This is a genomic window from Micromonospora cremea (genome assembly GCF_900143515.1).
Lineage (GTDB): Bacteria > Actinomycetota > Actinomycetes > Mycobacteriales > Micromonosporaceae > Micromonospora > Micromonospora cremea.
In genome coordinates this window covers 2,318,323-2,344,925 of record NZ_FSQT01000002.1, presented here as the reverse complement: position 1 = coordinate 2,344,925, position 26,603 = coordinate 2,318,323, and the positions used below count along the sequence as shown (strand labels likewise).

Genomic DNA, 26,603 nt, shown 5'->3' with positions numbered 1-26,603 from the left:
CGATCAGGTCAGACGGGGTGCGTCCGCCGCGCGCGGCTCGTCCGCCAATTCGGCGGTACGCAGCCAGACGGCGGTGTCCGACGGGAGCAGACCGTCGTCGAGTGGCCCGCTGGCCAGCAGCAGGTCCCCGTCGGCGGGCAGTGGCACCGGCGTGTCGGTGAGGTTGACCAGGCAGCGGAAGCCACCGCCACGGCTGAAGGCGAGCACGCCGTCCGGGGCGGGCAGCCAGCTCATCTCGCCGTCGCCGAGCGCCGGGTCGGCTCGCCGGATCTGGATCGCCGCCCGGTACAGCTCCAGCATCGAGGCGGCGTCGCCGGTCTGCGCCCGGGCGGTCCGGTCCTTCCAGTCGGCCGGCTGGGGCAGCCAGGGCGTTGCCGCGCCGTCGGGGCTGAACTCGAACGGCGGCTCGTCACCGGCCCAGGGCAGCGGCACGCGGCAGCCGTCCCGACCGGGGTCGATCCGGCCGGAACGTTCCCACATCGGGTCCTGGCGCAGCGCGTACGGAATGTCCTCGACCTCGTAGAGGCCCAGCTCCTCGCCCTGGTAGACGTAGGCGGCACCGGGCAGCGACAGCGAGAGCAGCGCGGCGGCCCGGGCCCGGCGGGTGCCCAGCTCCAGGTCGGTGGGGGTCCCCTCGCGCTTGGCGGCGAAGCTGAACCTGGTGTCCGCCCGCCCGTAGCGGGTGACGTGCCGGGTGACGTCGTGGTTGGAGAGCACCCAGGTGGCCGGCGCGCCGACCGGCGCGTGCGCGCTCAGCGTCCCGTCGATGCTCTCGCGCAGCGCCGAGGCGTCCCACGCGCAGCCGAGGAAGTCGAAGTTGAACGCGGCGTGCAGCTCGTCCGGGCGCAGGTAGTTGGCGAACCGCTGCCGGTCCGGCAGCCACACCTCACCGATGAGGGCCCGCTCGCCGGGGTACTCGTCGGCGACCCGCCGCCAGCCCCGGTAGATGTCGTGCACCCCGTCGAGGTCGTGGAACGGGTGCGGCTGGTCCGGGCGGACCTCGGGCAGCGTCCCGTCCTTGACCAGCAGCCCGGCCGAGTCGATCCGGATGCCGTCCACGCCCCGGTCGAACCAGAACCGCAGGATGTCCTCGAATTCCGCCCGCACGCGGGGGTGGTCCCAGTTGAAGTCCGGCTGCTGCGGGGCGAACAGGTGCAGGTACCAGTCGCCGGGGGTGCCGTCCGGGTTGGTGGTCCGGGTCCAGGTCTCGCCGCCGAACTCGCCGATCCAGTCGGTGGGCCGCTGGTCGCCGTTCGGGCCCCGGCCGGGACGGAACCAGAACAGGTCCCGTTCGGGCGCACCGGGCCCGCCGGCGAGCGCGGCCTGGAACCACGGGTGCGCGTCGGAGCAGTGGTTGGGCACCACGTCGACGATGGTCCGGATGCCGAGCGCGTGTGCCTCCGAGATCAGCGCCTCCGCCTCGGCGAGGGTGCCGAAGACCGGGTCGATGTCGCGGTAGTCGGACACGTCGTAGCCGGCGTCGGCCATCGGGGAGGGGTACCAGGGACTGAACCAGATCGCGTCGACGCCGAGCGCGGACAGGTGATTCAGCCGGGACCGGATGCCAGCGATGTCGCCGATGCCGTCGCCGTTGCCGTCGGCGAAGCTCCGGGGATACACCTGGTAGATCACCGCTCCACGCCACCACGGACTTTTGTCAGCTGTGGACACGAGCACCTGCTTTCTGCGTCAGTACGTCGGCGGGTTCGCCGGACCTAGATATGTGTCGGGCGAACCTTCGTTGTTCGCCGCGCGGGAGGATACGGTGGTGGGCTATCCCTTGACGCTGCCCGTGGTCAGACCGGACATGATGTTCCGTTGGAAGATCAGGAAGATGATGACGGTCGGGATCGCGGCGATGACCGACGCGGCGATCACCACGTTCATGGGCGTACCACCCGCGAAGGTGTAGATGCCGACGCTGACCGTCCGGGTCTCGGGCGACGGCATGACCAGCTTCGGCCAGAGGAAGTCCTTCCAGACCGCCGTCACGGCGAAGATCGAGACGACGCCGAGGATGGGACGCGACAGCGGCAGGATGATCGACCAGAGCGTCCGCAGCGACGACGCCCCGTCCATGAGGGCCGCCGCCATCAGTTCCTCGGGAATCGAATCGAAGAACCGTTTCAACAGGAAGATGTTGAACGCGTTCGCGACCATCGGCAGCCAGATCGCGAACGGCGAGTCGAGCAGGTTGATGTGCAGAATCGGCAGGTCGAGCACGGTCACGTACTGCGGGACGATGAGGACCATCGCCGGGATCATCAGGGTTCCCAGCATCAGGGCGAGGATCACGTTGCCGAACATCGGCCGCAGCTTGGACAGGGAGTACGCCGCCGCGCTGTCGAAGACGAGTTGGAACAGCACCGCGCCGATCGCGTAGTAGAACGTGTTGAACAGCAGCTTGGCGAGGTCCAGGTTGTTCCACGCGTCGACGTAGTTCTGCGGCTGGGGATCCTTCGGGAACAGCGACGGCGGGGTCTGCGCGATCTCCTGGCCCGACTTGAGCGCGCCGGTGACCATCCAGTAGAGCGGCCCGAGGAAGACGAGCGTGAAACCCACGACGACGACGGTGAGCAGCGCCCAGTAGATGACCCGGCCGCGCCCGCGACGGAGCTGCGCGTGAGAGATGAGGGTCCGAGTACCGGAGTCCTGTGCCATTTCTCGTCCCGTCCTAGTCCTGTTTCGCGCTCAGCCGCAGGTAGGCGGCGGAGAAGCCGGCCAGCACCACGAGCATGATCACGCCGAGCGCCGCGGCGCCGTTGAGGTCGTTCTGGAAGAACCCGTGCTGGTAGATGAGGTACGCCACGGAGGTCGCGGAATCCTCCGCGCCCGCGCCGTTGGCGAGGATCAGTGGCTCGATGAAGAGCTGCATCGTGGCGACGATCTGGAGCATCGCCAGGAGCGCGAGGATCAGCCGGGTCTGCGGGATGGTCACGTGGCGGATCCGCCGCCAGATCCCGGCGCCGTCGAGCTCGGCCGCTTCGTAGAGTTCGCCCGGGATGTTCTGCAGCGACGCCAGATAGATCAGCACGGCGCCGCCCATGTTCATCCAGGTCGACGCGACCACCATCGCCGGCATCGTCATCTCGGGGGACTGCATCCACTGCGAGGTGGGCAGGTGCAGCGCCTTGAGGATCGCGTTGAAGAGACCCGCTTCGCTGGGGTCGTACGCGTAGAACTTGAACAGGAAGAGCGCCGAGGCTGGCGGCAGCATCACCGGCAGGTAGACCAGGATCCGTAGGTACCCCTTGGCGTGGCGGAACTCGTTGAGCAGGATCGCCACGAAGAACGGCACCGCGTAACCGAGGACGAGCGCGAGCACGGTGAAGTACAGCGTGTTCTGCCAGGCGGGCCAGAAGCTGGGGTCGGCGATGATGCGGGAGTAGTTGTCCCAGCCCACCCAGGTGGTCTCGCCGCGCCGCGTCCGCTGGAAGCTCATCACGATGCCGCGGATCATCGGGTACCAGGAGAAGACGACGAAGCAGAGCACCGCCCCGATCAGGAACGCGTGACCGGTGAGGTTGTCCCGTACCTTGCGGCCGAGGCTCGTACGTTGCGGCCGCGTGTAGGGCGGCGTGGGACGTCCCGGCTTTCTGGTGGTACCCGGGACGGTGGTGATCGCCAAGGCAACTCCTGGGTGAGTCTGTGACCGGACGGTGCGGCGCGGATGGGGTGGGGGCCGGCTCGGCGTACCGGCCCCCACCCTGACCGGATCAGCTCTCGGCGGCCAGGAGCTGGTTGACCTTTTCCTCGGCCGTCTTGAGCAGCGCGTCGATGTTCGAGTTCGGGTTCGTCAGCACCCCGGACATCGCGGCGTCGAGCACCGCGTAGACCGCCTGCGCGTTGCGCGGCTCACCCTTGATCGGGACCGGGGTCGCCTCGAAGATCACGAAGTTCGCGGTGTCGACGTTCGCGTTCGCCTTACGCAGTTCGAGTTCCTGCTTCTGCGCCTCGCTGCCGTTCGCGAAGAGCAGCGGCTGGGGCAGACCCACCGGGTAGTTCTGCGGCTTGGCCCGGACGTAGTCGAACTGACCCTTGCCCGGCGTCAGCTTCTGGTACGCGATCCACTTCAGACCGGCCTTGACCTGCTCGGGAGTGAGGTCCTTCTTGAAGAAATAGCCCTCGCCACCACCGAGCGTGCCCTTCGCCAGGCCGTCCTGGCCCGGCAGCGGGCTCATCGCCCAGTCCTGAAACTTGCCCTGGAACTGGCTGACGATCGCCTGGGTGGCGTCCGGCGCGCCGATGAACATGCCGACCTTGCCCGCACCCGCGTTGGTCAGCAGATCGCCCCACTGCAGCAACTGCCGGGCGCCCATGCTGTTGTCGCCGTACCGCATGTCCTTGAGGTTCTGCAGGACCTGCTTGCCCATCGCGTTGTTGAAGTCGGCCTTCTTACCGTCCGCGGTCAGCACCTGGCCGCCCTGCGAGTAGAGCAGGGAGGTGAAGTGCCAACCGCCGGTGTTGCCGGCGCTGTACTCCGAGTAGCCGGCGATGCCGTTGCCGAGCGCGGAGATCTTCTTGGCGGCGGCCCGGACCTCGCCCCAGGTCTTGGGCGGGTTGTTCACGTCGAGCCCCGCCTGCTGGAACAGGACCTTGTTGTAGACCAGGCCCATCGAGTAGTTCTTCACCGGGACGGCGTAGAGCTTGCCGCCGTCGGTGAAGACCTCCTTGAGCGCCGGGTCGACGCTGTCCCAGGTGGGGATCGCGTCCTTGTTGACGTGCTGGGAGATGTCCATCGCCTGGCCGGAGTCGAGCACCTGCTGGAGATCGGTCATGTACCCGTAGAACACGTCGGTCACGGTGCCGCCGGCGAGGCGGGCGGTGAAGTCCGGCGGGTTGTTGCACTGCTCGCCGACGCTCACGCTCTTGATGACGATGTCCGGGTTCTGCCGCTGGAACTCGGCGACATCGTCGTTCCAGTTCTTCAACAGCTCTTTCTGAGCGCCGACCGGCTGGCAGTCGACCGTGATGGTGACCTTGCCGCCGGCGTTCGTGTCCTTGTCGTCGCTCTTCGTGGAGCATGCCGTGAGGCTGAACCCCAGGCCGGCCACGAGCGCTAACGCCGCAGCCTTTCGGTATTGCGGTACGGACATCTGTCCATCCCTTCGGGAACGGGTGTCTCCATGACGTTCGATGAGCTGCGGTGATGCGACCTGACCGCCGGTAACTGCGCCGGAGCCACGTGTGAGTGGAGTCACTGTAACGAGGCCGACTCATTCCGGCAAGGTATCGATCCTGTTGTGAAAGGACACGACTTTCTAACGACAGTTTTCGACAGACTTTTGATCTACGCCTCGGATATGGCGCTTTAGATACTTTTGCCGGCCGCCCCCGCTCGCGTGCCCGCGCCAGTACTTTCCATCGACGTAGGCCACTTGACCGGCAGCATCGGTGGCCGCCGGCGACGACAAAAGGCCGCCGACCGCGTGCAGCGGTCGACGGCCGAAGCGTCGTTCAGCGGCCAGGAAGAGGGTCCGTGGCCGGGAGGTCAGTCAGTGTCGGGCGGGTGGTCAGCGACCCGGGGCGGGAGCGGTGGAACCGCGTACCACCAACTCGGGCTCGAACAGCAACTCGTCATGCAGCACGCCGGCACCCTCGATCTGGGTGACCAGCAGGTCCACCGCGGCCTGCCCCATCGTCTCGATCGGCTGCCGCACAGTGGTCAACGGCGGGTCGGTGCAGGTCATGAACGCGGAGTCGTCGAAGCCCACCACCGACACATCCGTCGGGACCACTCGACCCAGCCGCCGGGCCGCCCGGATGGTGCCCAGGGCCAACACGTCGCTGGCGCAGATGATGCCGGTCACGCCACGCTCGACCAGCTTGGTCGCGGCGACCCGCGCCCCTTCCATGGAGAAGCTGGAGCGCTCGACGAACTCCGTGTCGCCGGTCCAGCCCGCGGCCCGGATCATCGCATCCAGCTTGCGCCGGGACGGCACGTGCCCCTCCGGGCCGAGCACCATCCCGATCCGCTCGTGCCCCAGCGAGCGCAGGTGCCCGTACGCCTGCTCCACCGCCACCGCGTCGTCGGTGGAGACCCGGGGGAACCCCAACTCGTCCACACCCGCGTTGACCAGCACCACCGGCAGACCCCGGTCGGTCAACCGGCGGTAGTGGTCGTGCCGGGCGTCGGCGAGCGCGTACGACCCACCGGCGAAGATCACCCCGGAGACCTGATGATCGAGGAGCATCTCCACGTAGTCCATCTCGGAGACGCCACCGATGGTGCGAGCGCAGAGCGCCGGGGTGTAGCCACGTTGGGCGAGGGATCCGGTGACCACCTCGGCGAGTGCCGGGAAGATCGGATTCTGCAACTCGGGCAGCACCAGCCCGACCAGCCGGGCCCGCTCGCCGCGCAGCTTCGTCGGCCGCTCGTATCCGAGCACGTCCAGCGCGGTCAGGACGGCCGTCCGGGTCGCCTCGGAGACCCCGTCCCGACCGTTGAGCACCCGGCTGACGGTGGCCTCGCTGACGCCCGCCTTCTTGGCAACTTCAGTCAACCGCTTGGTCACGGTCGCAATCGTACGTCATCCCAATGAAAGAAATGAACAGCCAACTGCTGGGCGTTTGCGTCCTTTCTGCCGCGCTCTGCTCGCCGGCCGGCATCCCTGGCCGCCGGTCCGGCAGGGTCAGGACAGGTTGCGCAGCGCGTCCTCGATGGCCCGGTGAAAGGTCGGATAGGCGTAGATCATGTGCCGGAGCTGGCTCAGCGGCACGGCCGCGTGCACCGCCACCACCAGCGCGGAGAGCACCTCGCCACCGGCCGGGCCGACCGAGGTCGCGCCGATCAGCACGCCCTGGTCGGCGTCCGCGATCAGCTTGATGAAACCCTCGTCGCCGACCCGGTGGATCCAGCCCCGGGTCGAACTGCCCAGCTTGGTGAACCCGACCTGCACGTTGATGCCGCGCTGCCGTGCCTGCTGCTCGGTCAGGCCGACCGCGCCGACCTCGGGGTCGGTGAAGGTCACCCGTGGCAGCGCGCGGTAGTCGGCGCGCGGGACGCTGCCGGCCGAACCGCTCGACCCGCTGGCACCCAACGAGCTGGCCGCGCCCATCGCGCCGCCGACCACGCTCGCGGTCCCACTGGCGTCCGGCCCCGCGTTCGCCTGCCGGGCGTTGGCGAGCACGTCGGCGATGACGATGCCCGCCTGGTACATGGAGATGTGCGTGAACGCGCCCTCGCCGGTCACGTCACCGACCGCCCAGATGCCGTCGGAGACGTGCAGCCGGTCGTCCACCGGAAGGTAACGCTGGGCGGCGTCCACACCCACCGTGTCCAGCCCCAGCTCGTCCAGGTGTGCCCGGCGGCCGGTCACCACCAGCAGCCGGTCGGCGGTGAAATCCGCCCCACCGCCGCCGTGCAGGGTGAACCGGCTGCCGTCGTGCTCGATCCGCTCGGCGCGTACCCCGGTGTGGATCTCCACGCCGTCGGCGCGCAGCGCCGTGGCGGCCACCTCGGACGCCTCCGGCTCCTCGATGGCCAACACCCGGTCCAGCGCCTCCACCACCGTGACCCGCACCCCGAACCGTGCAAAGACTTGGGACAGCTCCAACCCGATCGCGCCGCCGCCGAGCACCAGCAGCGACTCCGGCAGCTGCTCGACCTCGATCGCCTGGTGGTTGGTCCAGTAGGGAGTGTCGGCCAGACCTTCGATCGGTGGCACCGACGGTCGGGTGCCGGTGCCCAGCACGATTCCGTGCCGGGCCTGGAACACCTGGTCGCCGACCCGGACCCGGCCCGGGCCGTCGAGCCGGCCACTGCCCCGGACGAACCGGGCGCCCCGATCCGTCAGCCGCCGCACAGCGACCGTGTCGTCCCAGGTGTCGGTGGCCTCCTCGCGGATCCGCTTCGCCACCGGCGCCCAGTCCGGCTGGACCTGCGCCGTCCCCGCCAGCCCGTCGACCCGGCGCGCCTCGGCGAGTGCGTTGGCCGCTCTGATCATCATCTTGCTCGGGATGCAGCCCCAGTACGGGCACTCCCCGCCGACCAGGTCCCGTTCGACGCCGACGACACTCAGGCCGGCCTCGGCGAGCCGCCCGGCCACCTCCTCGCCGCCGACTCCGAGCCCGACCACGACAACATCCACCAGCTCCGGTTCCACCACTGGAACAGCATCCCCCAGCGGCCCCGACCCGACCATCGGGGTCCGGGAAGTCGGAGCGCGTGCCGGGCCGCAGCGCCTACGGTGGCCGGATGCACGCACGCTTCGCTCCGGTCCGGGACTGCTTCCACGACCTGTTCGCCACCGGTCGGGAAAATGGCGCCAGCCTGACCGTCTGGTACGACGGCCATCCGGTGATCGACCTCGTCGGCGGCTCCCGCACCACCGCCGAAGCCGGCGCAGCGACCAGCTCGGCGGACCTCGACCCGTGGCGGCCGGACACGCTGGTCAACGTCTACTCGGTCGGCAAGCCGGTGGCCGCCCTCTGCCTGTTGATGCTGGTCGACCGGGAGCGGGTCGACCTCGACGCGCCGGTCGCCCGGTACTGGCCGGAGTTCCGCACCCCGGCCACCGTGCGTCAGGTGGTGTCGCACACCGCCGGGCTGCCGGCCTTCCCGGTGCCCCGGCCGGCCACCGCGATCGCCGACTGGGCGCTGCTCGCCGGCGACCTGGCCGCCGCCGACCCCGAGTGGGCGCCGGGCTCGATGGCCGGGGAGCACGCCTGGACGTACGGGCATCTGGTGGGCGAGCTGGTCCGCCGGGTGGACGGCCGGTCGGTGGGCCGGTTCCTGGCCGAGGAGATCGCCGGCCCCTGGCGGCTCGACCTCGGCTTCGGGCTGTCCGAGGCGGACCAGCGGCGCTGCGCCGACCTGCGCTACGGCGACCCGGACTGGCCGACCCGGGCGCTCGGCGAGCCGGGCTCTCTCCGGGCCCGGGCGATGGGCAACCCGGCCGGAGGTCAGGACCTGGCCGTGCTCAACACTCCGCTCTGGCGAGGCGCCGAGATGCCGGCGGTCAACCTGCACGCCTCCGCGTCCGCCCTGGCCCGGCTCTACTCCGGCCTGCTCGCCGGCGGTGTCCTGGACGGCGTCCGGCTGTTCACTCAGGAACTGGTGGCGGAAGTGACCCGGGTCCAGTACGACGGTCCGGATCTGGTGCTGGACCGCCCGGTCCAGTGGACGCTGGGCATGCAGCGGGAGCCGGACGGCATCTGGGGCATGGGCGGTCTCGGCGGCAGCAGCGCGTGGGCCGACCCGGAGCGCGGGTACACCTTCGCGTACGCCACCGCCCGACTGGCCGAGCACGACCGGGTGGACGAGTTGGCCGAGGCGTTGCACTCCTGCCTCTGACCGACTGTTGGTAAGGGCCCCATGTACAACACCAGGCGTTAATAAGGTGCCCTTCCTTCCGCCGGTCAGCCGGGGTGGACCGTCGGGCCGGGGATGGTGACCGGGGTACCGGCCGAGGTGAGCAGGGCGCGGGCGGCCACCGCCATCCGGCGCCGCTGCGGCACCAGGGCCCGCCGGGCGAAGACGTCGTATCCCTGCGCGGCCACTTCGTCGAGGATGCCGCCGTAGAGCGCGTACGCGGTGCGCATGCAGGCCTGTGAGGCCGGCGCGAGCATGGTGATGCCGGGCGCGGCGGCGGCGTAGTGCGCCTGGGCCCGGGTCACCTCGTACTCGATCAGCTCGCGGATCCGGGATGTGCCGCGCCCCCGGGCGCGGGCCTGTGCCAACTCGTCGTGGGTAACGCCGAACTTCGCCAGGTCCTCGTCCGGCAGGTAGGTGCGGCCCCGGTCGAGATCCTCGGCGACGTCCCGGATGAAGTTCGTGAGCTGGAAGGCGAAGCCGAGCTGCCGAGCCGGCTCCCGGGCCGCGGCCGGGTCGGAGCTGCCCAGGATCGGCAGCATCATGGTGCCGATGACCGCCGCCGATCCCTCCATGTAGTCCAGCAGGTGGTCGTAGGTCGGATACGCGGTGACCGTCAGGTCCATCGCCATGCTCGTCAGAAACGACGCGAAGTCGTCGCGGTCGAGATCGAAGACGGCGATCGTGTGCAGCACGGCCGGCAGGAGCGGGTCGTCGACCGGCGCGCCGTGCAGGCCGGCCACGAAGCGGCTGGCCCAGTCATCCAGCCGGGCGGCCCGCTCGGCCGGCGGCAGGTCCTCGGTGCGGTCCACGATCTCGTCGGCGTAGCGGGTGAATCCGTAGAGGGCGTGCACGTGCCGCCGTTTCCAGGCGGGGAGCAGCCTGGTGGCGAGATAGTAGGTGCGACCGTGGCGCCTGTGCAGCTCACGGCACTGGTCATAGGCGGCGGTGAGATTCGAGTCCACCGGCCCTCCTCGTTTATCGACGCACCAATCGACGCAACTCGTAACCCTAGGGTACGCTCAGCCGCATGGCCAACGACGCAGTTGCCGGTAGCGCCATCCGTGTGGCGCCGGCACGGCCGGGCGATAAGGACGATCCGATCCGCGCCGTGCTGGCCGCGTACACCCAGGACCTGATCACGGCGGTGGACGACACCCTGACCACCTTCCTCACCGCCGAGGTCGACTCGCTCGCCGAGATCGACGCGGCGATGGGCGGCTTCGCGGCCTCCGCGCGAGGGGCCGTGCTGGCCGGCGGCAAGCGGATCCGGCCCACCTTCGCGTACTGGGGCTGGCGCGGGGCGGTCGGCGGCACCGAGCCCCTGCCACCGGTGCTGCCCGCGTTGGCCGCCCTCGAGCTGCTGCACACCTTCGCGCTCGTGCACGACGACGTGATGGACTCCTCCGCCACCCGACGCGGTCGGCCCACCACCCATGTCGCCTTCGCCGCGCAGCACGTCGCCGCCGGCCACCGGGGCGACCCCGGCCGGTTCGGCGAAGCGGTCGCGGTGCTCGTCGGCGACCTCTGCATGGTCTGGGCCGACCGACTGCTGGCGCACGCCACCGTGTCGCCGGCCCGGCTGCTCGAGGTCCGCCGGTGCTACGACCAGATGCGGGTGGAGACGATCGCCGGGCAGTATCTGGACGTGCTCGGCGAGAACGACACGGCCAACTGGTCGATCGACCGGGCGCTGCGGGTGGCCCGCTACAAGACGGCGAGCTACACCGTCCAGCGACCGCTGCTCTACGGCGCCTGCCTGGCCGGGGTGTCCGCCGACGACCCGCTGGCCGCCGCGTACACCCGCTACGGCCTGGCCGTCGGCGAGGCGTTCCAGCTCCGCGACGACCTGCTCGGCGCGTACGGCGACCCGGCCGCCACCGGCAAGCCGGCCGGTGACGACCTGCGCACCGGCAAGCCGACCACACTGCTCATGCTGGCCCGGCAGCTGGCCACCCCGGCCCAGCTCAAGGCGTTGGACCGGGCCGGCGAGAGGCGGGTCGACCGGCTGGCCGAGCTGATCGCCGACACCGGGGCGGTGGCCCGGGTGGAGCGGATGATCGCCGAGCGGGTGGGCGCCGCGCTGGCCGCGCTCGACGCCGCACCCGTGGACCGGACGGCGCGAACCGCGCTGACCGGGCTGGCCACCGCCGCCACCAACCGGCGGGCCTGAATGAACGACTTCTCCAAGGAGGTGGTCACGTGCGGACGGTGACGGGACGGACGGACCGGGTGGTGGTCGTCGGCGCCGGGCTGGGTGGGCTGGCCTGCGCGCTGCACCTGGCCGGCAGCGGCCGGCAGGTGACCGTGCTGGAACGCGAGCCGGTGCCCGGCGGGCGGGCCGGGCGGCTCGCCGTGGACGGCTACGAGTTCGACACCGGCCCGACCGTGCTCACCATGCCCGAGCTGATCGCCGAGGCGCTCGGCGCGGTCGGGGAGGAGCTGCGTGACTGGGTCGACCTGACCCCCCTCGACCCGGCCTACCGGGCGTACTACCCGGACGGCTCGACCCTCGACGTGCTGACCGACACCACGCGGATGGCGGCCGAGATCTCCCGGGTCTGCGGACCCCGCGAGGCCGACGGCTACCTGCGCTTCGTCGACTACGCGCGGGAGCTGTGGCGGCTGGAGCGGGCCGACTTCATCGAGCGCAACCTGGACGCGCCGACCGACCTGATCACCGGCAACCTGCTCAAGCTGCTCGCCGGCGGAGCCTTCCGCCGACTCCAGACGAAGATCAACCAGTTCTTCCGGGACCCGCGCACCCAGCGGATCTTCTCCTTCCAGGCGATGTACGCCGGGCTCGCCCCGCACGACGCGCTCGCCATCTACGCGGTCATCGCGTACCTCGACTCGGTGGCCGGGGTCTACTTCCCGCGCGGCGGCATCCACGCCGTCTCCCAGGCGATGGCCGGCGCCGCCGAGAAACACGGCGTGCAGATCCGGTACGACACCACGGTGACCCGGGTGGAGACCGCCAACGGCCGGGCCACCGGCGTGCTCACCGTCGACGGCGAGCTGGTACCGGCGGACGTGGTGGTGCTCAACCCCGATCTGCCGGTCGCCTACCGGGACCTGCTCCCCGCCGCCCGCCAGCGCCGGCTCACCTACTCGCCGTCCTGCGTCGTCCTGCACGTCGGTTCCCGACAGGGATATGCGAAGATCGCCCACCACAACATCCACTTCGGGCGGGCGTGGAAGGGCACCTTCGATGAGGTCATCCGCCGGGGCGAGCTGATGACCGACCCGTCGCTGCTGGTCACCAACCCGAGCCGGACCGACCCGTCGGTGGCCCCACCGGACCGGCACACCTACTACGTGCTCGCGCCGGTGCCCAACCTGGCCCGGGCCCCGTTCGAGTGGCGTGGCGACCTGACCCGGCGCTACAGCGACCAGCTGATCGGCACCCTGGAGGAGCGCGGCTACGTCGGCTTCGGCGCCGGGGTGGAGGTCCTGCGGGCGATCACGCCCGCCGAGTGGGCGGAGCAGGGGATGGCCGCCGGAACCCCGTTCGCCGCCGCGCACAGCCTCTTCCAGACCGGTCCGTTCCGCCCGTCGAACCTGCACCGCGACCTGTCGAACGTGGTCTTCGTCGGCTCCGGCACCCAGCCCGGGGTCGGCGTGCCGATGGTGCTGATCTCCGGCAAGCTGGCCGCCGGCCGGATCACCGGGGAGGGCCGGTGAGCAGCCGCGAGGAGCACCTCGTCGAGCTGGTCGACGACGCCGGCCGCGCTCGTGGCCAGACCACCGTCGCCGCCGCCCACCAGCCGCCGGGACATCTGCACCGGGCCTTCTCGGTGCTGCTGGTGGACCCGGACGGGCAGGTGCTGCTCCAGCGGCGGGCAGCGGTCAAGACCCGGTTCCCGCTGCGCTGGGCCAACTCCTGCTGCGGCCACCCCCAACCGGGCGAACCGCTTGCCGAGGCTGCCAACCGGCGGCTGCGCGAAGAGCTGGGCACCGGCCCGGTCGAGCTGACCGAGGTGGGCGTCTACGTCTACTACGCCGAGGACCCGGCCACCGGGCGGGTCGAGTTCGAGTACGACCACGTCCTGCGGGGCGAGTTCCGCCCCGCCGCCCCGCTGCTACCCGATCCGGACGAGGTGGCCGAGCTGCGCTGGGCCGACCCCGCCGCCCTGGAGGCCGAACTCGACCGGGATCCCCGGTCGTACGCACCCTGGCTGGGCGGGGTGGTGAACCGGCTGCTGCGCCCCTCGGGGTCGACGTCCGGCGTGCCCGGCCCGGCCGGGACCCCGTCCGGATCGTCGGCGGATGACGCGGCGGAGCGGTCAGGTGGTCGATGAGGCGCTGAGCGCGGGCGCCGTCGCGCGCCGGCTGGGGGTCGCGGTCACCACGCTGCGCACCTGGCACCAGCGCTACGGGCTCGGGCCCAGTGAGCACATCCCGGGCCACCACCGCCGGTACACGCCGGCCGACCTGGCCCGTCTCGAAATCATGCGACGGCTCACCGCCGAGGGGGTGAGCCCCGCCGAGGCGGCCCGTTGGGCCCGCCAGGCGCCCGATCCCATGCCCGCCGACGCCGTCGCCCGGAGCCGGATCCGCCCGCCGGGTCGGGACGGCGGCGGAACCATTCCGGTGGGCCGCGCCGGCCCGGCCGCCAGAGGGCTGGCCCGGGCGGCCATGCGGCTGGACTCGGCGGCGATCAGCGAGACGATCGCGCAGGCCCTCGCCGTCGGTGGAGTCGTCGCGACCTGGGATCACCTGCTGCGCCCGGTGCTCGCCGGCATCGGTGACCGGCACGCCGCCACCGGCGGCCTGATCGAGGTGGAACACCTCGTCTCCCGCTGCGTGTCGGAGGCGTTCGCGGCGAGCAGCCGAGCCGCCGCGTCCAGCGGACCGGCCCGGATCCTGCTCGCCTGCGCCGATGAGGAGCAGCACAGCCTGCCGCTGGAGGCACTGGGCGCCGCGCTCTCCGAGGCCGGGCTCACCTACCGGATGCTCGGCGCCCGGGTGCCGGTCCCCGCCCTCGTCGAGGCGGTGACCCGGACCGGGCCGGCCGCCGTGGTGCTCTGGTCGCACACCCGGGCCACCGCGGACCCGAGTCAGCTCAGCGCGCTGCTCGCCGCCCCCCGCCGCCCGCTGCTGGTGCTCGCCGCCGGCCCCGGCTGGCGGGCCGACACCCTGCCCGCCGGGGTGGTGCGGCCAGCCGACCTGGCCGAGGCGGTCTCGCTCGCCGTCGCGGTCCGCGACTCGCTGGACCAGTAGAAAGGGGGCTGACCGGGGCTGTCGGCCCGCGGCGGCGTCCACTAGCGTCGTGGCGTCCGCCTGCCCCGACCCCCCGGGAGCGAACAGATGCAAGCCCGCGCCGTCCTGGCGTCCGCCCTCGCCGTGGTGCTGACCCTGGCCGGCTGTGCCCAACCGGACGGCACCCTCGCACCCCTCGGCGCGCCGCAGCCGGTGGAGTCGACGATGCCGCCCACCCCGAAACCCACCCCTTCGCCGCGTCCCACCCGCGCCAAGCCGCCGAAGCCCACCCTGCGGCCGCTGCCGGCCAAGCTCCCGGCCGGCCTGCGGCGCAGCACCGGCGTACGCCCGGTAGCCCTGACCTTCGATGACGGGCCCAGCCCGGCCTGGACGCCCAAGGTGCTCGACCAACTGCGGGCGGCCCGGGTGACCGCCACCTTCTGCCTGGTCGGCCATGAGGTGCAGCGCCACCCGGAGCTGGTCCGGCGCATCGTCCGGGAGGGACACCAGCTCTGCAACCACAGCTGGCGGCACGACCTCGACCTGGCCCGGCGGCCGGTTGCCGAGATCCGGGCCGACCTGGCCCGGACCAACAAGGCCATCCAGACGGCCGCCCCGGGCGCGCCGGTGCCCTTCTACCGCCAGCCGGGCGGCCGGTGGACGCCGGAGGTGCTGGAGGTGGCGAAGGATCTCGGGATGCGACCGCTGCACTGGAACGTCGACCCGCAGGACTGGGACAAGCCGACCGCTGCCACGATCGCCAAGCGGGTCCACTCCGCCGCCCGTCCCGGCGCCGTCGTGCTGCTGCACGACGGCGGCGGTAACCGGGCCGCGACGCTCGCCGCCTGTCCGCACGTGATCGCCGACCTGAAGCGCCGCTTCGGCATCACCCGGCTCCGCTAGACCGGCCTTGACCTGCGGTTATGCGTCGACCTTCGGCTCCGGCCATACCGGTTTTGTCGACCGACCACGCATCACGTATGCTTTCCAAGCCTCCGGCGGGGCCGGATGGGAGCAAGTCCGCTTGAAGTTGCGAATGTGCAATGATGGCGGGGCCGCCCTCATCGTCTAGCGGCCCAGGACGCCGCCCTTTCAAGGCGGTAGCACGGGTTCGAATCCCGTTGGGGGCACGACCGGCGCAAGCCGGAGCAACACAAGCTAGGTCCTGTGGAGCAGTTGGAGTGCTCGCCGCCCTGTCAAGGCGGAGGTCGCGGGTTCAAGTCCCGTCAGGACCGCAGCGCCGACGCCGCGCCCAGCGCGGCGTTCTGCGTATCGGAGCGTGTGACCTTGCCGGCGGTTCATCCGGTTGGCGGGTACCATGAGCCGAGCGATACGGCCAGGTAGCTCAGTTGGTACGAGCGTCCGACTGAAAATCGGAAGGTCGGCGGTTCGACCCCGCCCCTGGCCACATAGCCTTTCGCCGGGCTACAGAGGTCCCCGCCAGCGGAAACGCAGGTGGGGATCTTGCTTTTGCTGCCCTGCCGGGTGGATCTCGTTGCCCGTGGTCGATCGCTGGTAGCCCGTGATCACCGCCACTCATCCCGCGTTGATCGCGCCATCCGGTACTCCCAGCCCGCACGCCAGGCGAAGTCGGCGTCAACCAGGTCCTCCAGCGGGACTCCGTTTATCCAATGGTCGAGTCCCCATCGAGTGGCGACGTGCCCGATCACCAGGACTCGCCGGCCCGTCCACCGCAGCGACAGGTCATCGAGAAAGCGCCCGACCCGGTGCACGGCCTGTCGCCAGCTCTCACCGCCCGGGTAGGGACGGTCCAGGTAGCGGCCGCGCCGCTCGTGCAGCTCGGCGGCCGGCATGCCGTTACGCTCCCCGTAGTCACACTCCCGCAGGCGCCAATCGTGCAGCACGGGGATCGCGGTTCCCGAGAAGGCTATGTCGGCCGTCTGCACAGCCCGGCGCAGGTCCGAGACGAATACCGCCTCGATGCCGTCGCTACGTCTGCGCTGGCCGACCTCGGCTGCCAACGCTCGTCCCCTGGAGGACAGTTGGCCCGGTAGCCACCCGGTGGCAAGGCCCCGGTCGTTGTCTTCGCTCCAGGAGTGCGTCTCGAAGACAATCTCAGTCGGCATGGCGCGATGCTACTGACGGAATGAGACGGGCAGCCGCGGCACATTCCCACGACCTTTTGACGGAACGGACACAGGCCGCCCATGCTGGGCCTGCCCCGAGATCGGAAGGTCTGCGAAATCGGGTGCCGAACCATCGCCAGACCCGACTATCATCGCCACGTGGCGATTAGTATTGCTCCGGGACTTGCTCCGGCTGCCGCGCTGTTCCGGTCCCTCGGCGACTCGACCCGGCTGGCCATCCTGCGCCGGATCGCGTCCGGCGAGGTTCGCGTGGTGGACCTGACCGGCGAGTTGGGGCTGGCGCAGTCGACGGTGTCGAAGCACCTGGCATGTCTGCGCGACTGCGGCCTGATCGACTACCGGGTCGCGGGGCGTCAGTCCTTCTACGCCCTGACCCGGCCGGAACTGCTCGACCTGCTGCGCTCGGCGGAGCAGGTTCTGGCCGCCACGGGTGAAGCGGTCGCCCTCTGCCCGACCTACGGCACTGCGACCGACGTCCCGCTGGCGCCGGGCGCATGAGCGCGTCGCTGCTGACCCCCGAACGCCGGGCGGTGCTCGCCCGGCGCAGCCTGTGGCTGGCGTACGCCACCGCCGGCTACAACCTCCTGGAGGGCCTGGTCGCGATCGCCGCCGGCGCGGCGGCGTCCTCCGCGGCACTGATCGGCTTCGGCCTCGACTCGTTCGTCGAGGTGTCCAGCGCGGCCGTGCTGATCTGGCAGTTCCGCTCCCGGGTGCCGGAGGATCGCGAACGGCGGGCCCTCCGGCTCATCGGCGCGTCGTTCTTCGCCCTCGCCGCCTGGGTGACCTTCGATGCCGCCCGCGCACTGCTGTCCGGCGGCGACGCCGACGCCAGCCCGGTCGGTATCGGCCTCGCCGTCGCGTCACTGCTCGTGATGCCGCTGCTCGTACGCGCCAAGCGACGCACCGGGCGGGAGCTCGGCTCGGCAACCGTCATGGCCGACTCGACACAGACCATGCTCTGCACCTACCTGTCAGCGGTGCTACTCGTCGGCCTGGTCCTCAACGCCGCCTGGGGCTGGTCGTGGGCCGACCCGATCGCCGCACTCGCCATCGCCGGGGTCGCGGTCAAGGAAGGCGTCGAAGCCTGGCGGGGTGAACACTGCGACGACTGCGCACCCCTCCCTGCCGCCGGCCTCGCCGTCGACCGGTCTCCGGGCTGCGCCGATGGCTGCTGCAGCGACGGGAAGGCGTGATGGCCGCCCGGCTCCCGCTCGGCCTGCGGGTCAGAGCGGCTGGACGATCTGGATCGGGTTGCCATCAGGGTCGGCGGTCCATGCGATCAGCAGGCGACCGAGCCATTCATGGGGTGACGCCAGGGCGGGAGCTCCGCTTCCGGTGATCTCCGCGTACGCGGAAGCCGTGTCATCGGTCCACAGAATCACGGCGGCCCGCTGACCCTCGGGCACCGGGTCGAGGCCGTGATCGTCGCGGGTGGAAGCGACCGAGGCGATCCCGATCTTGTAGCCGTCGAGCACGAGATCGACGTGAATCGGCTCGCCCTCGGTTGGGACTCGGAACGTCTCGGTGAACCCAAGGCGCGAGTAGAACCTGACTGCGCGCGGAACGTCTGCACTGAAGAGGACAATCTGCGGAGTACGAAACATCGACACAGCGCGATGTTATCAGCGCTCCCCGTCACCCCGGTGAAGGCGGATCTCCTGGCTGGGCGCCGTCAGTCGTCCCGGCGCCCCTGCTGACGGTGCTGAGCCATGCCGCCCTGAATCGCCTCCCACACGCTGCGCCCGGCCTGCCGCAGGGTCTCCCCCGCCTGCTCGGCGAGCTGCGCCGCGCTCTGCGCCGTGGCGTGCGCCCCACCCGGCGCACCACCGCCACCGCCTGGAGGCCCGTCGCCACCCCCCGACGGTCCGGGACCGGGGGCCGCCGCTCCCGCCGCCTGGTCACGGGCCTGCCCCTCCGGCCCCTTCCTCTCGGGCCCCTGCCGCTCCGGCCCCCGTCCCTCCGGCCCCTGCCCCTCCGGCCCCTGCCGCTCAGGCCCCGGCCCCTGCGGTGGGCGGCCCTCCGGGCGGCGTTCCGCCGGACCTGTCGGCACCGCCCGGACCGGCTCACCAGCCCCCGGGCGGCTGAGCCCCGGCCGGGGTCGGTCGGCGACCTGCCGGCCCCGTTGGTCGAGTACGTCACCGGAGCGCTGCGCCGACCCGGTGACCTCGGCGGCCCCCGCGGACAACTGCTGGGCGCTGCGGTTGACGTCGTCGATGGTGGCGCCGGCCGTGCGGGAGATGGCCTCGATGATCTGCGGGTTGTTGTCGATCGTGTCCAGCGCCCGGCTGAGAATGGTCATCAGTTGCTCCAGCCGCACCCGCAGCTGCGCCTCGGCGTGCACCCCGTTGATGTCCAGCTCTACGCCCTGCAGGTGCACCCGTACGCCGGCGTCGAGCTGGAGCAGGTTGGCCAGCCGGGCCCGCAGGGACAGGTCGGCGTCCAGCCCGTCCACGGCCAGCCGGATCGAGTCGACCGAGACTTTCGGAATGTCGAGCAGGACGTCCGGATCGCCACCGCCGTCGGCCCGGCCCGGCCGCTCGACGTCCCGGTCCGGCTTTCGCTGCTGCGCGCTCTCGCTCATGCTCTCCCGCTCCGCCGCACTCCCCGCCCGGCTCGTCCGGGCCGTCCGGCGCGGTTACCCGCTTTCCCGCGGTGCATCCGGTCCGTGACGGCCCGGCGACCCACTGTCTGGAACCAGGCACCTCGCGAAGCTGCACACCCGGGCATTAGCCGGTATGGTCCGGGCCTATGGGACAGGAGATGGCTGATCCGGCCGACATCCGGCAGGACCTGGAACGGTTCTCCTTACGGTGCACCCTCCTCGTCCCAGGCTCCGCCGAGAACGCGTTCGCGGTCTTCACCGACGACCTGACCGAGTGGTGGGTCACCGAATACACCTGGTCCGGCCCGGGTGTCCTGGCCGAGCTGGGCATGGAGCCGCGAGCCGGCGGCATGCTCTACGAGATCGGCCCGTACGGCTTTCGCGCCGACTGGGGCCGGGTGCTCACCTGGGACCCGCCGCGCCGACTCGTCTTCGTCTGGCAGATCGGCCCGGACCGGGTGCCGGTGCCGGACCCGGCCCGGGCCAGCGAGGTGGAGGTGCTGTTCCTCCCCGACGGCCCCGAGCGCACCCGGGTCGAGCTGGAGCACCGGCACTTCGACCGGCACGGCGAAGCGGCCGAGGGGTACCGCAAGGCCCTCACCGCCGGCTGGCACGAGCTGCTCACCCGCTACCTCGCAACGGTGTCGCGCCGCCACCCCACCACCCCCGCCTGACCGACGGCCCCACACTGCGGTCGATCAGCGGCCGAGTTGTCGTTCCGTGGCCGCGCCGCCACCGAGGTCCCGGCCGCCCAGATCCGCGCGGCGCCCGGCCTCCGCCCCGGGCCCGAAGCCGGTGCCGGCCAGCCGGCGCGGCGGCGCGGTGCGCAGCCGCGGGTACTGCTCGGCGAGTCGCCGCTGCACCCGATCGGAGCGGTCGGCCAGCACGAGCGCCACCGACGGCGTGCCCGAGCCGCTGGCCGCCGCCGTCTCGGCCGCCCAGAGCCGCCCCCCGATCACCTGCGCGAACCCGGCGAGCCAGGACCGGCGGAAGGCGGCGGGATGCTCCCCGGCCGGCACCGCCGTGCCTGCCAGGCCGTGCGCCGCCTGCACGAGCAGCGAGGTGAAGAGCAGGTCGACCCGCTCCAGGTCGCTGGCGAAGCCGAACAGGTGCAGCGCGAACCCGCTGCCCTGCCGGCGGCGTACGCAGCGGCAGCGCAGCGGTTCGGCGACCGCGGCGAGCAGGCCGACCTTGTCCCGGGCGTACGGAGCGACGATGTCCACCACGCGGTCGCCGACCGGGTCGGTCGCCGGATCCCGGGCGGCGAGCAGTGCTCGATCCACGCCGTAGCGGGCGATCAACTCGGTCGCCTTGGCGGTGAAAGCGGCAGACTCCGCGGTCGTGCAGGCCGGGTCTTCGGCCTGGGCCAGCAGTTTGCGCACCTTGCTGAGCATCGCCTCGGACATCCCCCAGAGCTATCACATCCACCGTCGGCCACGGGGCCGCGCCGGCATCGATCGATCAGTACCATCGTCCGACGCGGACGGCGCGTGTGATATTTCGTCGACAAGACGAGCGCCTGCAACTACTGGACCTGCCTACCGGCCAACTCCAGGTGCGACGTCCGACCCCGGCGTGTCAGGGACGGGGGGCCCGTCAGCCGGCCCTGCTGCGCAGGGTGGCGATCGTCGACCCGGCGAGGGTGAGCAGGCAGTCCGGGAGCAGCCCGTCAGCCTCCGCCGCGCCGAACAGCGCCTCCCCGGTCGGTACGTCCCGGTTGGCGTACGCGCTGACGAAGCGGGCCACCCAGCGGGTGTCGTAATCCGCCTGGTCGATCCCCGGGAAGTCCAGGGCGCAGCCGCTACCAGGCGGCGCGTCACCGAGCATCGTCGCGGCCAGGCACCAGGCGACCCCGTAGGCGCCGCTCAGGCCGGCGCGGTCGACGACCGCGTCGAACGTCCCCACCACCGCGTCGCCATCTCCGGCGAGCGCCGAACGGAGCACGGCGGCCGCGTCATCGAACGTCTGCTGTGGTAGGTCCGTCACCCAGCGCACAGTAGGACGGGCGGTCAAGGCCCACGCCGACCATCACTCTCCGTGTTCAACGCGGGCGACCTGCGCATTACGCCACCTCCACGGTCCCGCCGCCGGCCCCGGCACGCTAATGTGCGCAGCGGACCTTCGCCGGAGGAAGGACGACCATGCTCGTATCACGCCGCTCGCGGGTGGCCTCACTGGCCGCCTGCGCGACGATCCTGCTTGCCACAAGCGCCTGCGGGAATGACAAGGCCGAGGAGAAAAGCGCCCAACAGGTGCGCCTCTATGGCACGGACGGCAACATGCTCAACTCCTACCCTGCGGAGTTGAAGGAACGTGCCAATCTCGTCGATGGGATGAAGGGAACCACGCCGCTCACCCCACTGCCTGAGGACTTCAAGAGCCGGCTACGGTCCGTCGATCCGGCGCTGACGGACTACCTCTACGCCGCGGAGACCTACGACGCTGTGGTGATCGGGGTGCTCGCCGCCCAACTGGCCGGGAGCAACGACCCGGCAGCCATCGCGAAGCAGATCGTCGGCGTGACCAACGACGGTCAGCGCTGCGAGGACCCGGCGACCTGCCTGACGCTGGCCCGCGCAGGCCAGGACATCGAGTACCGCAGCGTGTCGCTGACCCGGGCGGGCTTCACCGACAAGGGTGAGCCGGCCACCGCAAGCTACGCCACGCTGACCTTCGACGGGCAGCAGATCAACGACGGCAAGACCGAGTTCGTCGGTGCGGGCACCGAGTCGGCGGCGAGCACCAAGACGCCGCCGAAGCCGAAGAAGCAGCCCTCGGGAGAGAACCCCGACCAGGAGCCGCTGGTTCTGGGCGGCCTGCTGCCGAAGACCGGTGACCTGGCGATCTCCTACGCGCCGATGGCGGCCGGCGCGGCGCTGGCGATCAGGGAGGTCAACGCCGCCGGCGGCGCGCTGGGCAAGCCGGTGGTCTGGAAGGACGGCGACGACGGCACCAGCCCGGCGGTGGCCAAGGCGACCGTGGCCAAGCACGTGGCGGACGACGTCAGCGTGATCATCGGCGCCGGCGCATCCGGTATCTCCCGGGAGGTGCTGCCGGATGTGGTGAAGGCCGGAAAGATCCTCTTCTCGCCGTGCAACACCGACGCCGGCCTGACCGACGTGGAGGACAAGGGTCTCTACTTCCGGACCGCCCCGCCGGACAGCCTCCAGGGCCGGGCGCTGGCCGACGTGATCCTCCGCGACGGGTCGCAGAAGATCGTCATCGTCGCCCGTAAGGACTCCTACGGCGAGGGCCTCCAGGCCACCGCCCGCGACGAGCTGCAGAAGGCCGGCATCGCCGAAGACCGCATCAAGCTGCTCACCTACGAGCCGCCGGCCGATGCCGAGGCTCCTCCGGTCGACTTCACCGGTGGTGCGAAGGAGATCAAGGACTTCGGCGCGGACGCCGTGCTGGTCATCGGCTTCGGCGAATCCGCCCAGGTGATCCGGGCGCTCGCCGACAGCGGGGTGCAGATCCGGCACTGAGCACTGACCGCGGACCTGGGACGGCCGCACCGGCATCGCCGGTGCGGCCGTTTCCGTCCGAGCGTCACCGGGGCCGACGGCGCTCCAGGAACTCGGTCATTCGGCGGTGTTTCTCCTCGTCCTCGAAGAGCACCGCCTGGCTGACCAGGTCGAGCTGCGGGTGCGCGGCGGCCGGCGCGTCCACCGCCAGCTTGGTCAGCCGCAGCGCCAGCGACGAGCCGTGGGCCATCTCGTCCAGCAGCCCGTGCGCCACCGCCAGCAGGTCACCGGGCTCGTCCACCACCCGGTTCACCAGACCGATCCGCAGCGCCTCCGTGGCAACCACCCGCCGGCCGGTGAAGAGCAGCTCCTTGGCCCGGGCCTCGCCGATGAGCGCGGGCAGCCGGTGGGTCGCGCCGGCGCCGGCCAGGATGCCCAACCGGACCTCCGGTTGGCCGAAGACCGCCCGCGCCGTGCACACCCGCAGATCGCAGGCGTACGCCAGTTCCGCGCCACCGCCCAGCGCCGGACCGTCCACGGCGGCCACGCTCGGCATCGGCAGCGCCCTGACCCGGGCGAAGGCGGCCGAGTTGATCGCGGCCAGGGCGTCGGTACGGCCCCGCTCCCGGAGCTGACCGATGTCGGCGCCACCGGCGAAGATGCCCGCCGCGCCCCCGGTGAGCAGCAGCAGCCGTGGGCGCGCCTCCAACTCGGCACAGACCTGGTGCAGTTCGGCGATCAGGTCGGCGTCGATGGCGTTGCGCTTCTCCGGCCGGTCCAGGGTGACCACCAGCCGGTCCGGCCGCTCCTCGATCCGCAGCCCCCCGCTCACTGCTTGGCACCGCCGTCCCACCGGTAGAAGCCGTGCCCGGACTTCTTGCCCAGCCGCCCGGCGGCCACCATCTCCACCAGCAACGGCGGCGGTGCGAAGCGATCCCCGTACGCGGCCTGGAGGGTGCGGGCGATGTCCAGCCGCACGTCCAGGCCGACGAGGTCGGTCAGCTCCAGCGGCCCGATCGGGTGCCGGTAGCCCAGCACCATCGCCTTGTCGATGTCGGCCGGGCTGGCCACCCCGTCGGCGACCATCCGGATCGCCTCGAGGCCGAGGGTGACCCCGAGCCGTGAGGTGGCGAAGCCAGGCAGGTCGCGTACCACGACGGGGTCCTTGCCCAGCCGGGCGGCGAGCGCGACGGCTGCGGCGGTGGTCTCCTCGGCGGTGGCCGGGCCGACCACGATCTCCAGCAGCGCCATCGCCCAGACCGGGTTGAAGAAGTGCAGGCCGAGGAAGCGCTCGGGCTGGTCCAGCCCCGCGGCCAGGTCACCGATGGCGATGCTGGAGGTGTTGCTGCCCAGCAGTGCCGGGCGCAGCGCGGCAGCGTCACGCAGCACCGCCCGCTTCAGGTCGAGCCGCTCCGGCACCGCCTCCACGATCACCTCCGGTGCGGGGGCGACCTCGGCGAGAGTCGGGCGCAGCGTGACAGGCTGGCGGTTCGCCGCGGCGTCGTCGGCGCTCAGTTTCCCGCGCTGCACCGCCCGCTCCCACAGCTCGGCGAGCCGGTTCAGCGCGGTCGCGCCCCGGGCGGGGTCCACCTCGACCAGCTCGACGGCGTGCCCGGCCCCGGCCGCCACGTACGCGATGCCGAGCCCCATCGTGCCCGCACCGACGACCACGAAACGATCGCTCATCACGCCTCCCTGTCCCGCCCGGCGGCGCGCGGGGTCCCCGCCACGCCGGCCCGGGTGATCCGCCTGGTCCGCTCGCTCATGGTGCGACCCTATTCAGCGCAGGGAGCCGGCCCATGCGTGGGGGAGCGCGGGATCGGGTACTGACCGCCCGTCAACCGAGGGAAGGACCAGTCGACATGAGCCAGGCACCGGAGAGCGTCACCGACCCGGGCAGCACCGACGGGGAGACCGTGGAGACCCGGGGAGACGAGCGGGTCGACCTGCTGCGCGCCGACACCAACAACGACGGCCGGACCGACGTGTGGGTGGTCGACACCGACGGCGACGGCAAGGCGGACCTGTTCCAGTTCGACACCAACGGTGACGGCAAGGTGGACATCACCATGGTCGACATCGACGAGGACGGCACCCCCGACGAGGTGGTCGATGGCGACGGCGGCCTCCCGCCCGAGCAGCTTCCCCCGACCGTCCAGGTCTGAGCCGTAGGGAAGGGTCCCTTGTCATCGCCTGGCGATGACAAGGGACCCGTCCCAACACCCGGGCGGACGGTCAGTCGGCGAGGCGCAGGGTGGCCAGGTAGTAGGGGGCGTCACGGTCGTCCACATCGGTCAGCCGCCAGCCGCTGCCCTGCACCAGCGCGCCGAACTCGTCCGCCGAGCAGACCAGGTAGTCGAACCAGTCGGTGCCCAGCTCCCGGTAGCGCAGCCGGAGCCGGAGCTGGCCGCCGAGCCGGCCCCGGCGGCGGTTGCGCTCGTGGTAGCCGGTGTGCAGCGGGTCGCGGGTGCCGTACGGGTCGGTGCCGTGCGCGATGATCTGCGCCCCTGGCCGGGCCAGCGCGGCGAGCGCGGCCAGGAACTCCGGTGCCCGCTCCCGCCCCTCGAACAGCCCCAGGTTGTTGCCGAGGAGCAGGAACGTGTCGTACCGCCGGCCGTCGGCCACGTGCGTGTCGACGGTGCCGTGCACCAGTCGCCGGACGCCGCGGCGCCGGCTCACCGCCAGCGCCCCCGCCGAGGTGTCCAGCCCGGTGACCGGTACGCCGCGCTCCTGGAGCAGCAGCGCGATCCGGCCGGCACCGGTGCCGATGTCCAGCGTCTCGCCCCGGACCCGGTCCACCGCCCGGTGGTCGTACGGCTGCCAGTCCGCTGGCCCGTCCAGGTAGTGCGCGGCCGGCGCGCCATTGATCAACCCGTCGTCCCGCTCGATGATCTCGATGACCGGCCGGGGCAGCCGCCCGCCGACCAGCGGCCGGGGGCCCACCCCGGTGGCCACGGCGAGGGTGTCCCGCAGCAGTTCGCCGATCACGTCACCGATTTGAGGTTCCCCCGTCATGACGTCACGCTATCCGGCCACTCAGCGGGCCGCAGCGGCCGTATCCTGGCGGCGTGACCACGCTGGACCGACTGTCGGCCGAGAAGTACATCCTGCTCACGACCTTCCGCAAGGACGGTCGGGCGGTGCCGACCCCCGTCTGGTCGGTACGCGACGGCGAGGCGCTGGCGGTCTGGACGCGGGCCGACTCGGGCAAGGTGAAGCGGATCCGCCGCAACGGCGATGTGACCGTGGCGCCGTGCGACGTGCGGGGCCGGCCGCACGGGGCGGAGGTGCCAGCCCACGCGACGATCTACGGCAACGGCGACACCGGCCGGGTACGCGACCTGCTCAAGCACAAGTACCGGCTGCTCGGTCGACTGAGCCTGCTGGGCAGCCGGCTGCGCCGGGGTGAGGGTGGCACGGTCGGCATCCGGTTGACGCTTGCCGAGGGGCAGGGCTGAGGCCGGCGGGGCCTGAGGCCCGGCTGGCGCGGATGACGCCCGCCGGACATGGAAAGGGGCGGCGGACCGTGATCCACCGCCCCTGACCGGAAAACTGCTGCTCAGTCGCCCTGACGCTGCTGCGGGATCTGGCCCTGCAACAGCGCCCTGACCTCCGACTCGCGGTATCGACGGTGACCACCCAGTGTGCGGATGGCGCTGAGCTTGCCAGCCTTGGCCCACCGGGTCACCGTCTTCGGGTCGACACGGAACATCGACGCCACCTCGGCCGGCGTGAGTAGCGGCTCTGGTTCGTGCGTTCGCGATGCCATCGGTCACTCCTCCACATGTATAGACATCGGCCGGGGTCCCGCCGGCCGACGCGTCTCCCATGGTCCGGCTAGTCCCCGATGTCCGACATGGGCCGAACGGATGAAGGTCCCTAGACGGACGGATGAACCATGCCCGATTTTTACG

At 71.4% G+C, this 26,603-nt stretch carries 28 protein-coding genes and 3 tRNA genes; 15 read left to right on the top strand and 16 right to left on the bottom strand.

Going from position 1 to position 26,603, the window contains the following annotated elements:
• Window positions 1-3 precede the first annotated feature (3 nt).
• The 6 genes from BUS84_RS24375 to BUS84_RS24350 form a co-directional block, all read right to left on the bottom strand.
• Window positions 4-1,632, bottom strand: a complete 1,629-nt coding sequence (locus BUS84_RS24375) for a glycoside hydrolase family 13 protein (protein ID WP_244298719.1) — start codon at window positions 1,630-1,632, stop codon at window positions 4-6.
• Window positions 1,633-1,773: 141 nt separating this feature from the next.
• On the bottom strand, window positions 1,774-2,661 hold the full coding sequence (locus BUS84_RS24370) for a carbohydrate ABC transporter permease (RefSeq protein ID WP_074315881.1): 888 nt from the start codon (window positions 2,659-2,661) through the stop codon (window positions 1,774-1,776).
• Between the two features lie 13 nt (window positions 2,662-2,674).
• Complete coding sequence (locus BUS84_RS24365) at window positions 2,675-3,628, bottom strand: carbohydrate ABC transporter permease (RefSeq protein WP_074315879.1); 954 nt, start codon at window positions 3,626-3,628, stop codon at window positions 2,675-2,677.
• 88 nt (window positions 3,629-3,716) lie between these two features.
• Complete coding sequence (locus BUS84_RS24360; RefSeq protein WP_074315878.1) at window positions 3,717-5,096, bottom strand: ABC transporter substrate-binding protein; 1,380 nt, start codon at window positions 5,094-5,096, stop codon at window positions 3,717-3,719.
• A 417-nt stretch (window positions 5,097-5,513) separates the two neighbouring features.
• Window positions 5,514-6,515 carry a LacI family DNA-binding transcriptional regulator gene (locus BUS84_RS24355; RefSeq protein WP_074315876.1) on the bottom strand — a complete coding sequence of 334 codons (1,002 nt, stop codon included), beginning with the start codon at window positions 6,513-6,515 and terminating at the stop codon, window positions 5,514-5,516.
• Window positions 6,516-6,632: 117 nt separating this feature from the next.
• The gene (locus BUS84_RS24350; protein WP_074319070.1) at window positions 6,633-8,105 is read right to left on the bottom strand and encodes a dihydrolipoyl dehydrogenase family protein; all 1,473 of its coding nucleotides are present in this window, start codon (window positions 8,103-8,105) and stop codon (window positions 6,633-6,635) included.
• A 92-nt stretch (window positions 8,106-8,197) separates the two neighbouring features.
• Between BUS84_RS24350 and BUS84_RS24345 the strand changes: the two genes are divergently transcribed.
• A complete protein-coding gene (locus BUS84_RS24345; RefSeq protein WP_074319071.1) occupies window positions 8,198-9,295 on the top strand; it encodes a serine hydrolase domain-containing protein in 1,098 nt (365 codons plus the stop codon).
• A 65-nt stretch (window positions 9,296-9,360) separates the two neighbouring features.
• Here the strand turns inward: BUS84_RS24345 and BUS84_RS24340 are convergent, their stop codons facing one another.
• The gene (locus BUS84_RS24340) at window positions 9,361-10,278 is read right to left on the bottom strand and encodes a phytoene/squalene synthase family protein (protein WP_074315874.1); all 918 of its coding nucleotides are present in this window, start codon (window positions 10,276-10,278) and stop codon (window positions 9,361-9,363) included.
• 65 nt (window positions 10,279-10,343) lie between these two features.
• On the opposite strand from BUS84_RS24340, the gene BUS84_RS24335 reads away from it, so the two are divergent.
• From BUS84_RS24335 to BUS84_RS24300, 8 genes are all read left to right on the top strand, one after another.
• Window positions 10,344-11,486 (top strand): polyprenyl synthetase family protein, encoded by a 1,143-nt coding sequence (locus tag BUS84_RS24335; RefSeq protein WP_074315873.1) that lies wholly within the window; start codon window positions 10,344-10,346, stop codon window positions 11,484-11,486.
• Window positions 11,487-11,515: 29 nt separating this feature from the next.
• Window positions 11,516-12,997, top strand: coding sequence for a phytoene desaturase family protein (gene crtI / locus BUS84_RS24330; RefSeq protein WP_074315871.1), 1,482 nt, complete (start codon window positions 11,516-11,518; stop codon window positions 12,995-12,997).
• Window positions 12,994-13,614, top strand: a complete 621-nt coding sequence (gene idi / locus BUS84_RS24325; RefSeq protein WP_074315869.1) for an isopentenyl-diphosphate Delta-isomerase — start codon at window positions 12,994-12,996, stop codon at window positions 13,612-13,614. Before crtI ends, idi begins: the two co-directional genes overlap by 4 nt.
• Window positions 13,604-14,536, top strand: a complete 933-nt coding sequence (locus BUS84_RS24320; RefSeq protein WP_074319069.1) for a MerR family transcriptional regulator — start codon at window positions 13,604-13,606, stop codon at window positions 14,534-14,536. Before idi ends, BUS84_RS24320 begins: the two co-directional genes overlap by 11 nt.
• An 87-nt stretch (window positions 14,537-14,623) precedes the next feature.
• Complete coding sequence (locus tag BUS84_RS24315) at window positions 14,624-15,418, top strand: polysaccharide deacetylase family protein (protein ID WP_074315868.1); 795 nt, start codon at window positions 14,624-14,626, stop codon at window positions 15,416-15,418.
• A gap of 154 nt (window positions 15,419-15,572) precedes the next feature.
• A tRNA-Glu gene (locus tag BUS84_RS24310) sits at window positions 15,573-15,645 on the top strand.
• 31 nt (window positions 15,646-15,676) lie between these two features.
• Window positions 15,677-15,750, top strand: a tRNA-Asp gene (locus tag BUS84_RS24305).
• A 99-nt stretch (window positions 15,751-15,849) separates the two neighbouring features.
• A tRNA-Phe gene (locus BUS84_RS24300) sits at window positions 15,850-15,923 on the top strand.
• A 118-nt stretch (window positions 15,924-16,041) separates the two neighbouring features.
• Here the strand turns inward: BUS84_RS24300 and BUS84_RS24295 are convergent.
• On the bottom strand, window positions 16,042-16,602 hold the full coding sequence (locus tag BUS84_RS24295) for a histidine phosphatase family protein (protein WP_074315866.1): 561 nt from the start codon (window positions 16,600-16,602) through the stop codon (window positions 16,042-16,044).
• A 159-nt stretch (window positions 16,603-16,761) separates the two neighbouring features.
• Between BUS84_RS24295 and BUS84_RS24290 the strand changes: the two genes are divergently transcribed.
• Both BUS84_RS24290 and BUS84_RS24285 read left to right on the top strand, forming a co-directional pair.
• Entirely contained in the window at window positions 16,762-17,121 is a 360-nt protein-coding gene (locus BUS84_RS24290) for an ArsR/SmtB family transcription factor (protein ID WP_074315865.1), read from the top strand.
• Window positions 17,118-17,816 carry a cation diffusion facilitator family transporter gene (locus BUS84_RS24285; protein ID WP_074315864.1) on the top strand — a complete coding sequence of 233 codons (699 nt, stop codon included), beginning with the start codon at window positions 17,118-17,120 and terminating at the stop codon, window positions 17,814-17,816. The genes BUS84_RS24290 and BUS84_RS24285 overlap by 4 nt, the downstream gene beginning before the upstream one ends.
• 30 nt (window positions 17,817-17,846) lie before the next feature.
• Here BUS84_RS24285 and BUS84_RS24280 read toward each other — a convergent pair whose 3' ends face one another.
• A complete protein-coding gene (locus BUS84_RS24280; RefSeq protein WP_074319068.1) occupies window positions 17,847-18,227 on the bottom strand; it encodes a VOC family protein in 381 nt (126 codons plus the stop codon).
• A gap of 68 nt (window positions 18,228-18,295) precedes the next feature.
• Entirely contained in the window at window positions 18,296-19,204 is a 909-nt protein-coding gene (locus BUS84_RS38335) for a hypothetical protein (RefSeq protein ID WP_074315862.1), read from the bottom strand.
• A 167-nt stretch (window positions 19,205-19,371) separates the two neighbouring features.
• Between BUS84_RS38335 and BUS84_RS24270 the strand changes: the two genes are divergently transcribed.
• Window positions 19,372-19,899, top strand: coding sequence for an SRPBCC family protein (locus BUS84_RS24270; RefSeq protein ID WP_074315860.1), 528 nt, complete (start codon window positions 19,372-19,374; stop codon window positions 19,897-19,899).
• A 24-nt stretch (window positions 19,900-19,923) separates the two neighbouring features.
• On the opposite strand, the gene BUS84_RS24265 is transcribed toward BUS84_RS24270, so the two are convergent.
• A complete protein-coding gene (locus BUS84_RS24265; RefSeq protein ID WP_074315858.1) occupies window positions 19,924-20,631 on the bottom strand; it encodes a DUF2786 domain-containing protein in 708 nt (235 codons plus the stop codon).
• Window positions 20,632-20,821: 190 nt separating this feature from the next.
• The gene (locus BUS84_RS24260) at window positions 20,822-21,211 is read right to left on the bottom strand and encodes a hypothetical protein (protein ID WP_074319067.1); all 390 of its coding nucleotides are present in this window, start codon (window positions 21,209-21,211) and stop codon (window positions 20,822-20,824) included.
• Between the two features lie 155 nt (window positions 21,212-21,366).
• On the opposite strand from BUS84_RS24260, the gene BUS84_RS24255 reads away from it, so the two are divergent.
• The gene (locus BUS84_RS24255) at window positions 21,367-22,710 is read left to right on the top strand and encodes an ABC transporter substrate-binding protein (protein WP_074315856.1); all 1,344 of its coding nucleotides are present in this window, start codon (window positions 21,367-21,369) and stop codon (window positions 22,708-22,710) included.
• 64 nt (window positions 22,711-22,774) lie between these two features.
• Here BUS84_RS24255 and BUS84_RS24250 read toward each other — a convergent pair whose 3' ends face one another.
• Entirely contained in the window at window positions 22,775-23,521 is a 747-nt protein-coding gene (locus tag BUS84_RS24250) for an enoyl-CoA hydratase/isomerase family protein (protein ID WP_425293463.1), read from the bottom strand.
• A complete protein-coding gene (locus tag BUS84_RS24245) occupies window positions 23,518-24,375 on the bottom strand; it encodes a 3-hydroxyacyl-CoA dehydrogenase family protein (protein ID WP_074315852.1) in 858 nt (285 codons plus the stop codon). The genes BUS84_RS24250 and BUS84_RS24245 overlap by 4 nt, the downstream gene beginning before the upstream one ends.
• Before the next feature lie 176 nt (window positions 24,376-24,551).
• Here BUS84_RS24245 and BUS84_RS24240 point away from each other — a divergent pair, with 176 nt between their 5' ends.
• Window positions 24,552-24,854, top strand: coding sequence for a hypothetical protein (locus tag BUS84_RS24240; RefSeq protein WP_074315850.1), 303 nt, complete (start codon window positions 24,552-24,554; stop codon window positions 24,852-24,854).
• A gap of 70 nt (window positions 24,855-24,924) precedes the next feature.
• On the opposite strand, the gene BUS84_RS24235 is transcribed toward BUS84_RS24240, so the two are convergent.
• Window positions 24,925-25,704: a class I SAM-dependent methyltransferase gene (locus BUS84_RS24235; protein WP_074315849.1), complete on the bottom strand. Its 780-nt coding sequence runs from the start codon at window positions 25,702-25,704 to the stop codon at window positions 24,925-24,927.
• A 53-nt stretch (window positions 25,705-25,757) separates the two neighbouring features.
• Between BUS84_RS24235 and BUS84_RS24230 the strand changes: the two genes are divergently transcribed.
• Window positions 25,758-26,147, top strand: a complete 390-nt coding sequence (locus BUS84_RS24230) for a PPOX class F420-dependent oxidoreductase (protein ID WP_074315847.1) — start codon at window positions 25,758-25,760, stop codon at window positions 26,145-26,147.
• Window positions 26,148-26,248: 101 nt separating this feature from the next.
• On the opposite strand, the gene BUS84_RS24225 is transcribed toward BUS84_RS24230, so the two are convergent.
• On the bottom strand, window positions 26,249-26,458 hold the full coding sequence (locus tag BUS84_RS24225; RefSeq protein WP_007073996.1) for a BldC family transcriptional regulator: 210 nt from the start codon (window positions 26,456-26,458) through the stop codon (window positions 26,249-26,251).
• Between the last annotated feature and the right edge of the window lie 145 nt (window positions 26,459-26,603).

Coding starts and splice junctions, on each gene's coding strand:
- BUS84_RS24240 (WP_074315850.1), top strand. CDS start 24,552: ATGAGCCAGGCACCGGAGAGCGTCACCGACCCGGGCAGCACCGACGGG.
- BUS84_RS38335 (WP_074315862.1), bottom strand. CDS start 19,204: ATGAGCGAGAGCGCGCAGCAGCGAAAGCCGGACCGGGACGTCGAGCGG.
- BUS84_RS24315 (WP_074315868.1), top strand. CDS start 14,624: ATGCAAGCCCGCGCCGTCCTGGCGTCCGCCCTCGCCGTGGTGCTGACC.
- BUS84_RS24370 (WP_074315881.1), bottom strand. CDS start 2,661: ATGGCACAGGACTCCGGTACTCGGACCCTCATCTCTCACGCGCAGCTC.
- BUS84_RS24270 (WP_074315860.1), top strand. CDS start 19,372: ATGGGACAGGAGATGGCTGATCCGGCCGACATCCGGCAGGACCTGGAA.
- BUS84_RS24285 (WP_074315864.1), top strand. CDS start 17,118: ATGAGCGCGTCGCTGCTGACCCCCGAACGCCGGGCGGTGCTCGCCCGG.
- BUS84_RS24280 (WP_074319068.1), bottom strand. CDS start 18,227: ATGTTTCGTACTCCGCAGATTGTCCTCTTCAGTGCAGACGTTCCGCGC.
- BUS84_RS24235 (WP_074315849.1), bottom strand. CDS start 25,704: ATGACGGGGGAACCTCAAATCGGTGACGTGATCGGCGAACTGCTGCGG.
- BUS84_RS24245 (WP_074315852.1), bottom strand. CDS start 24,375: ATGAGCGATCGTTTCGTGGTCGTCGGTGCGGGCACGATGGGGCTCGGC.
- BUS84_RS24295 (WP_074315866.1), bottom strand. CDS start 16,602: ATGCCGACTGAGATTGTCTTCGAGACGCACTCCTGGAGCGAAGACAAC.
- BUS84_RS24360 (WP_074315878.1), bottom strand. CDS start 5,096: ATGTCCGTACCGCAATACCGAAAGGCTGCGGCGTTAGCGCTCGTGGCC.
- BUS84_RS24225 (WP_007073996.1), bottom strand. CDS start 26,458: ATGGCATCGCGAACGCACGAACCAGAGCCGCTACTCACGCCGGCCGAG.
- BUS84_RS24255 (WP_074315856.1), top strand. CDS start 21,367: ATGCTCGTATCACGCCGCTCGCGGGTGGCCTCACTGGCCGCCTGCGCG.
- BUS84_RS24335 (WP_074315873.1), top strand. CDS start 10,344: ATGGCCAACGACGCAGTTGCCGGTAGCGCCATCCGTGTGGCGCCGGCA.
- BUS84_RS24345 (WP_074319071.1), top strand. CDS start 8,198: ATGCACGCACGCTTCGCTCCGGTCCGGGACTGCTTCCACGACCTGTTC.
- BUS84_RS24265 (WP_074315858.1), bottom strand. CDS start 20,631: ATGTCCGAGGCGATGCTCAGCAAGGTGCGCAAACTGCTGGCCCAGGCC.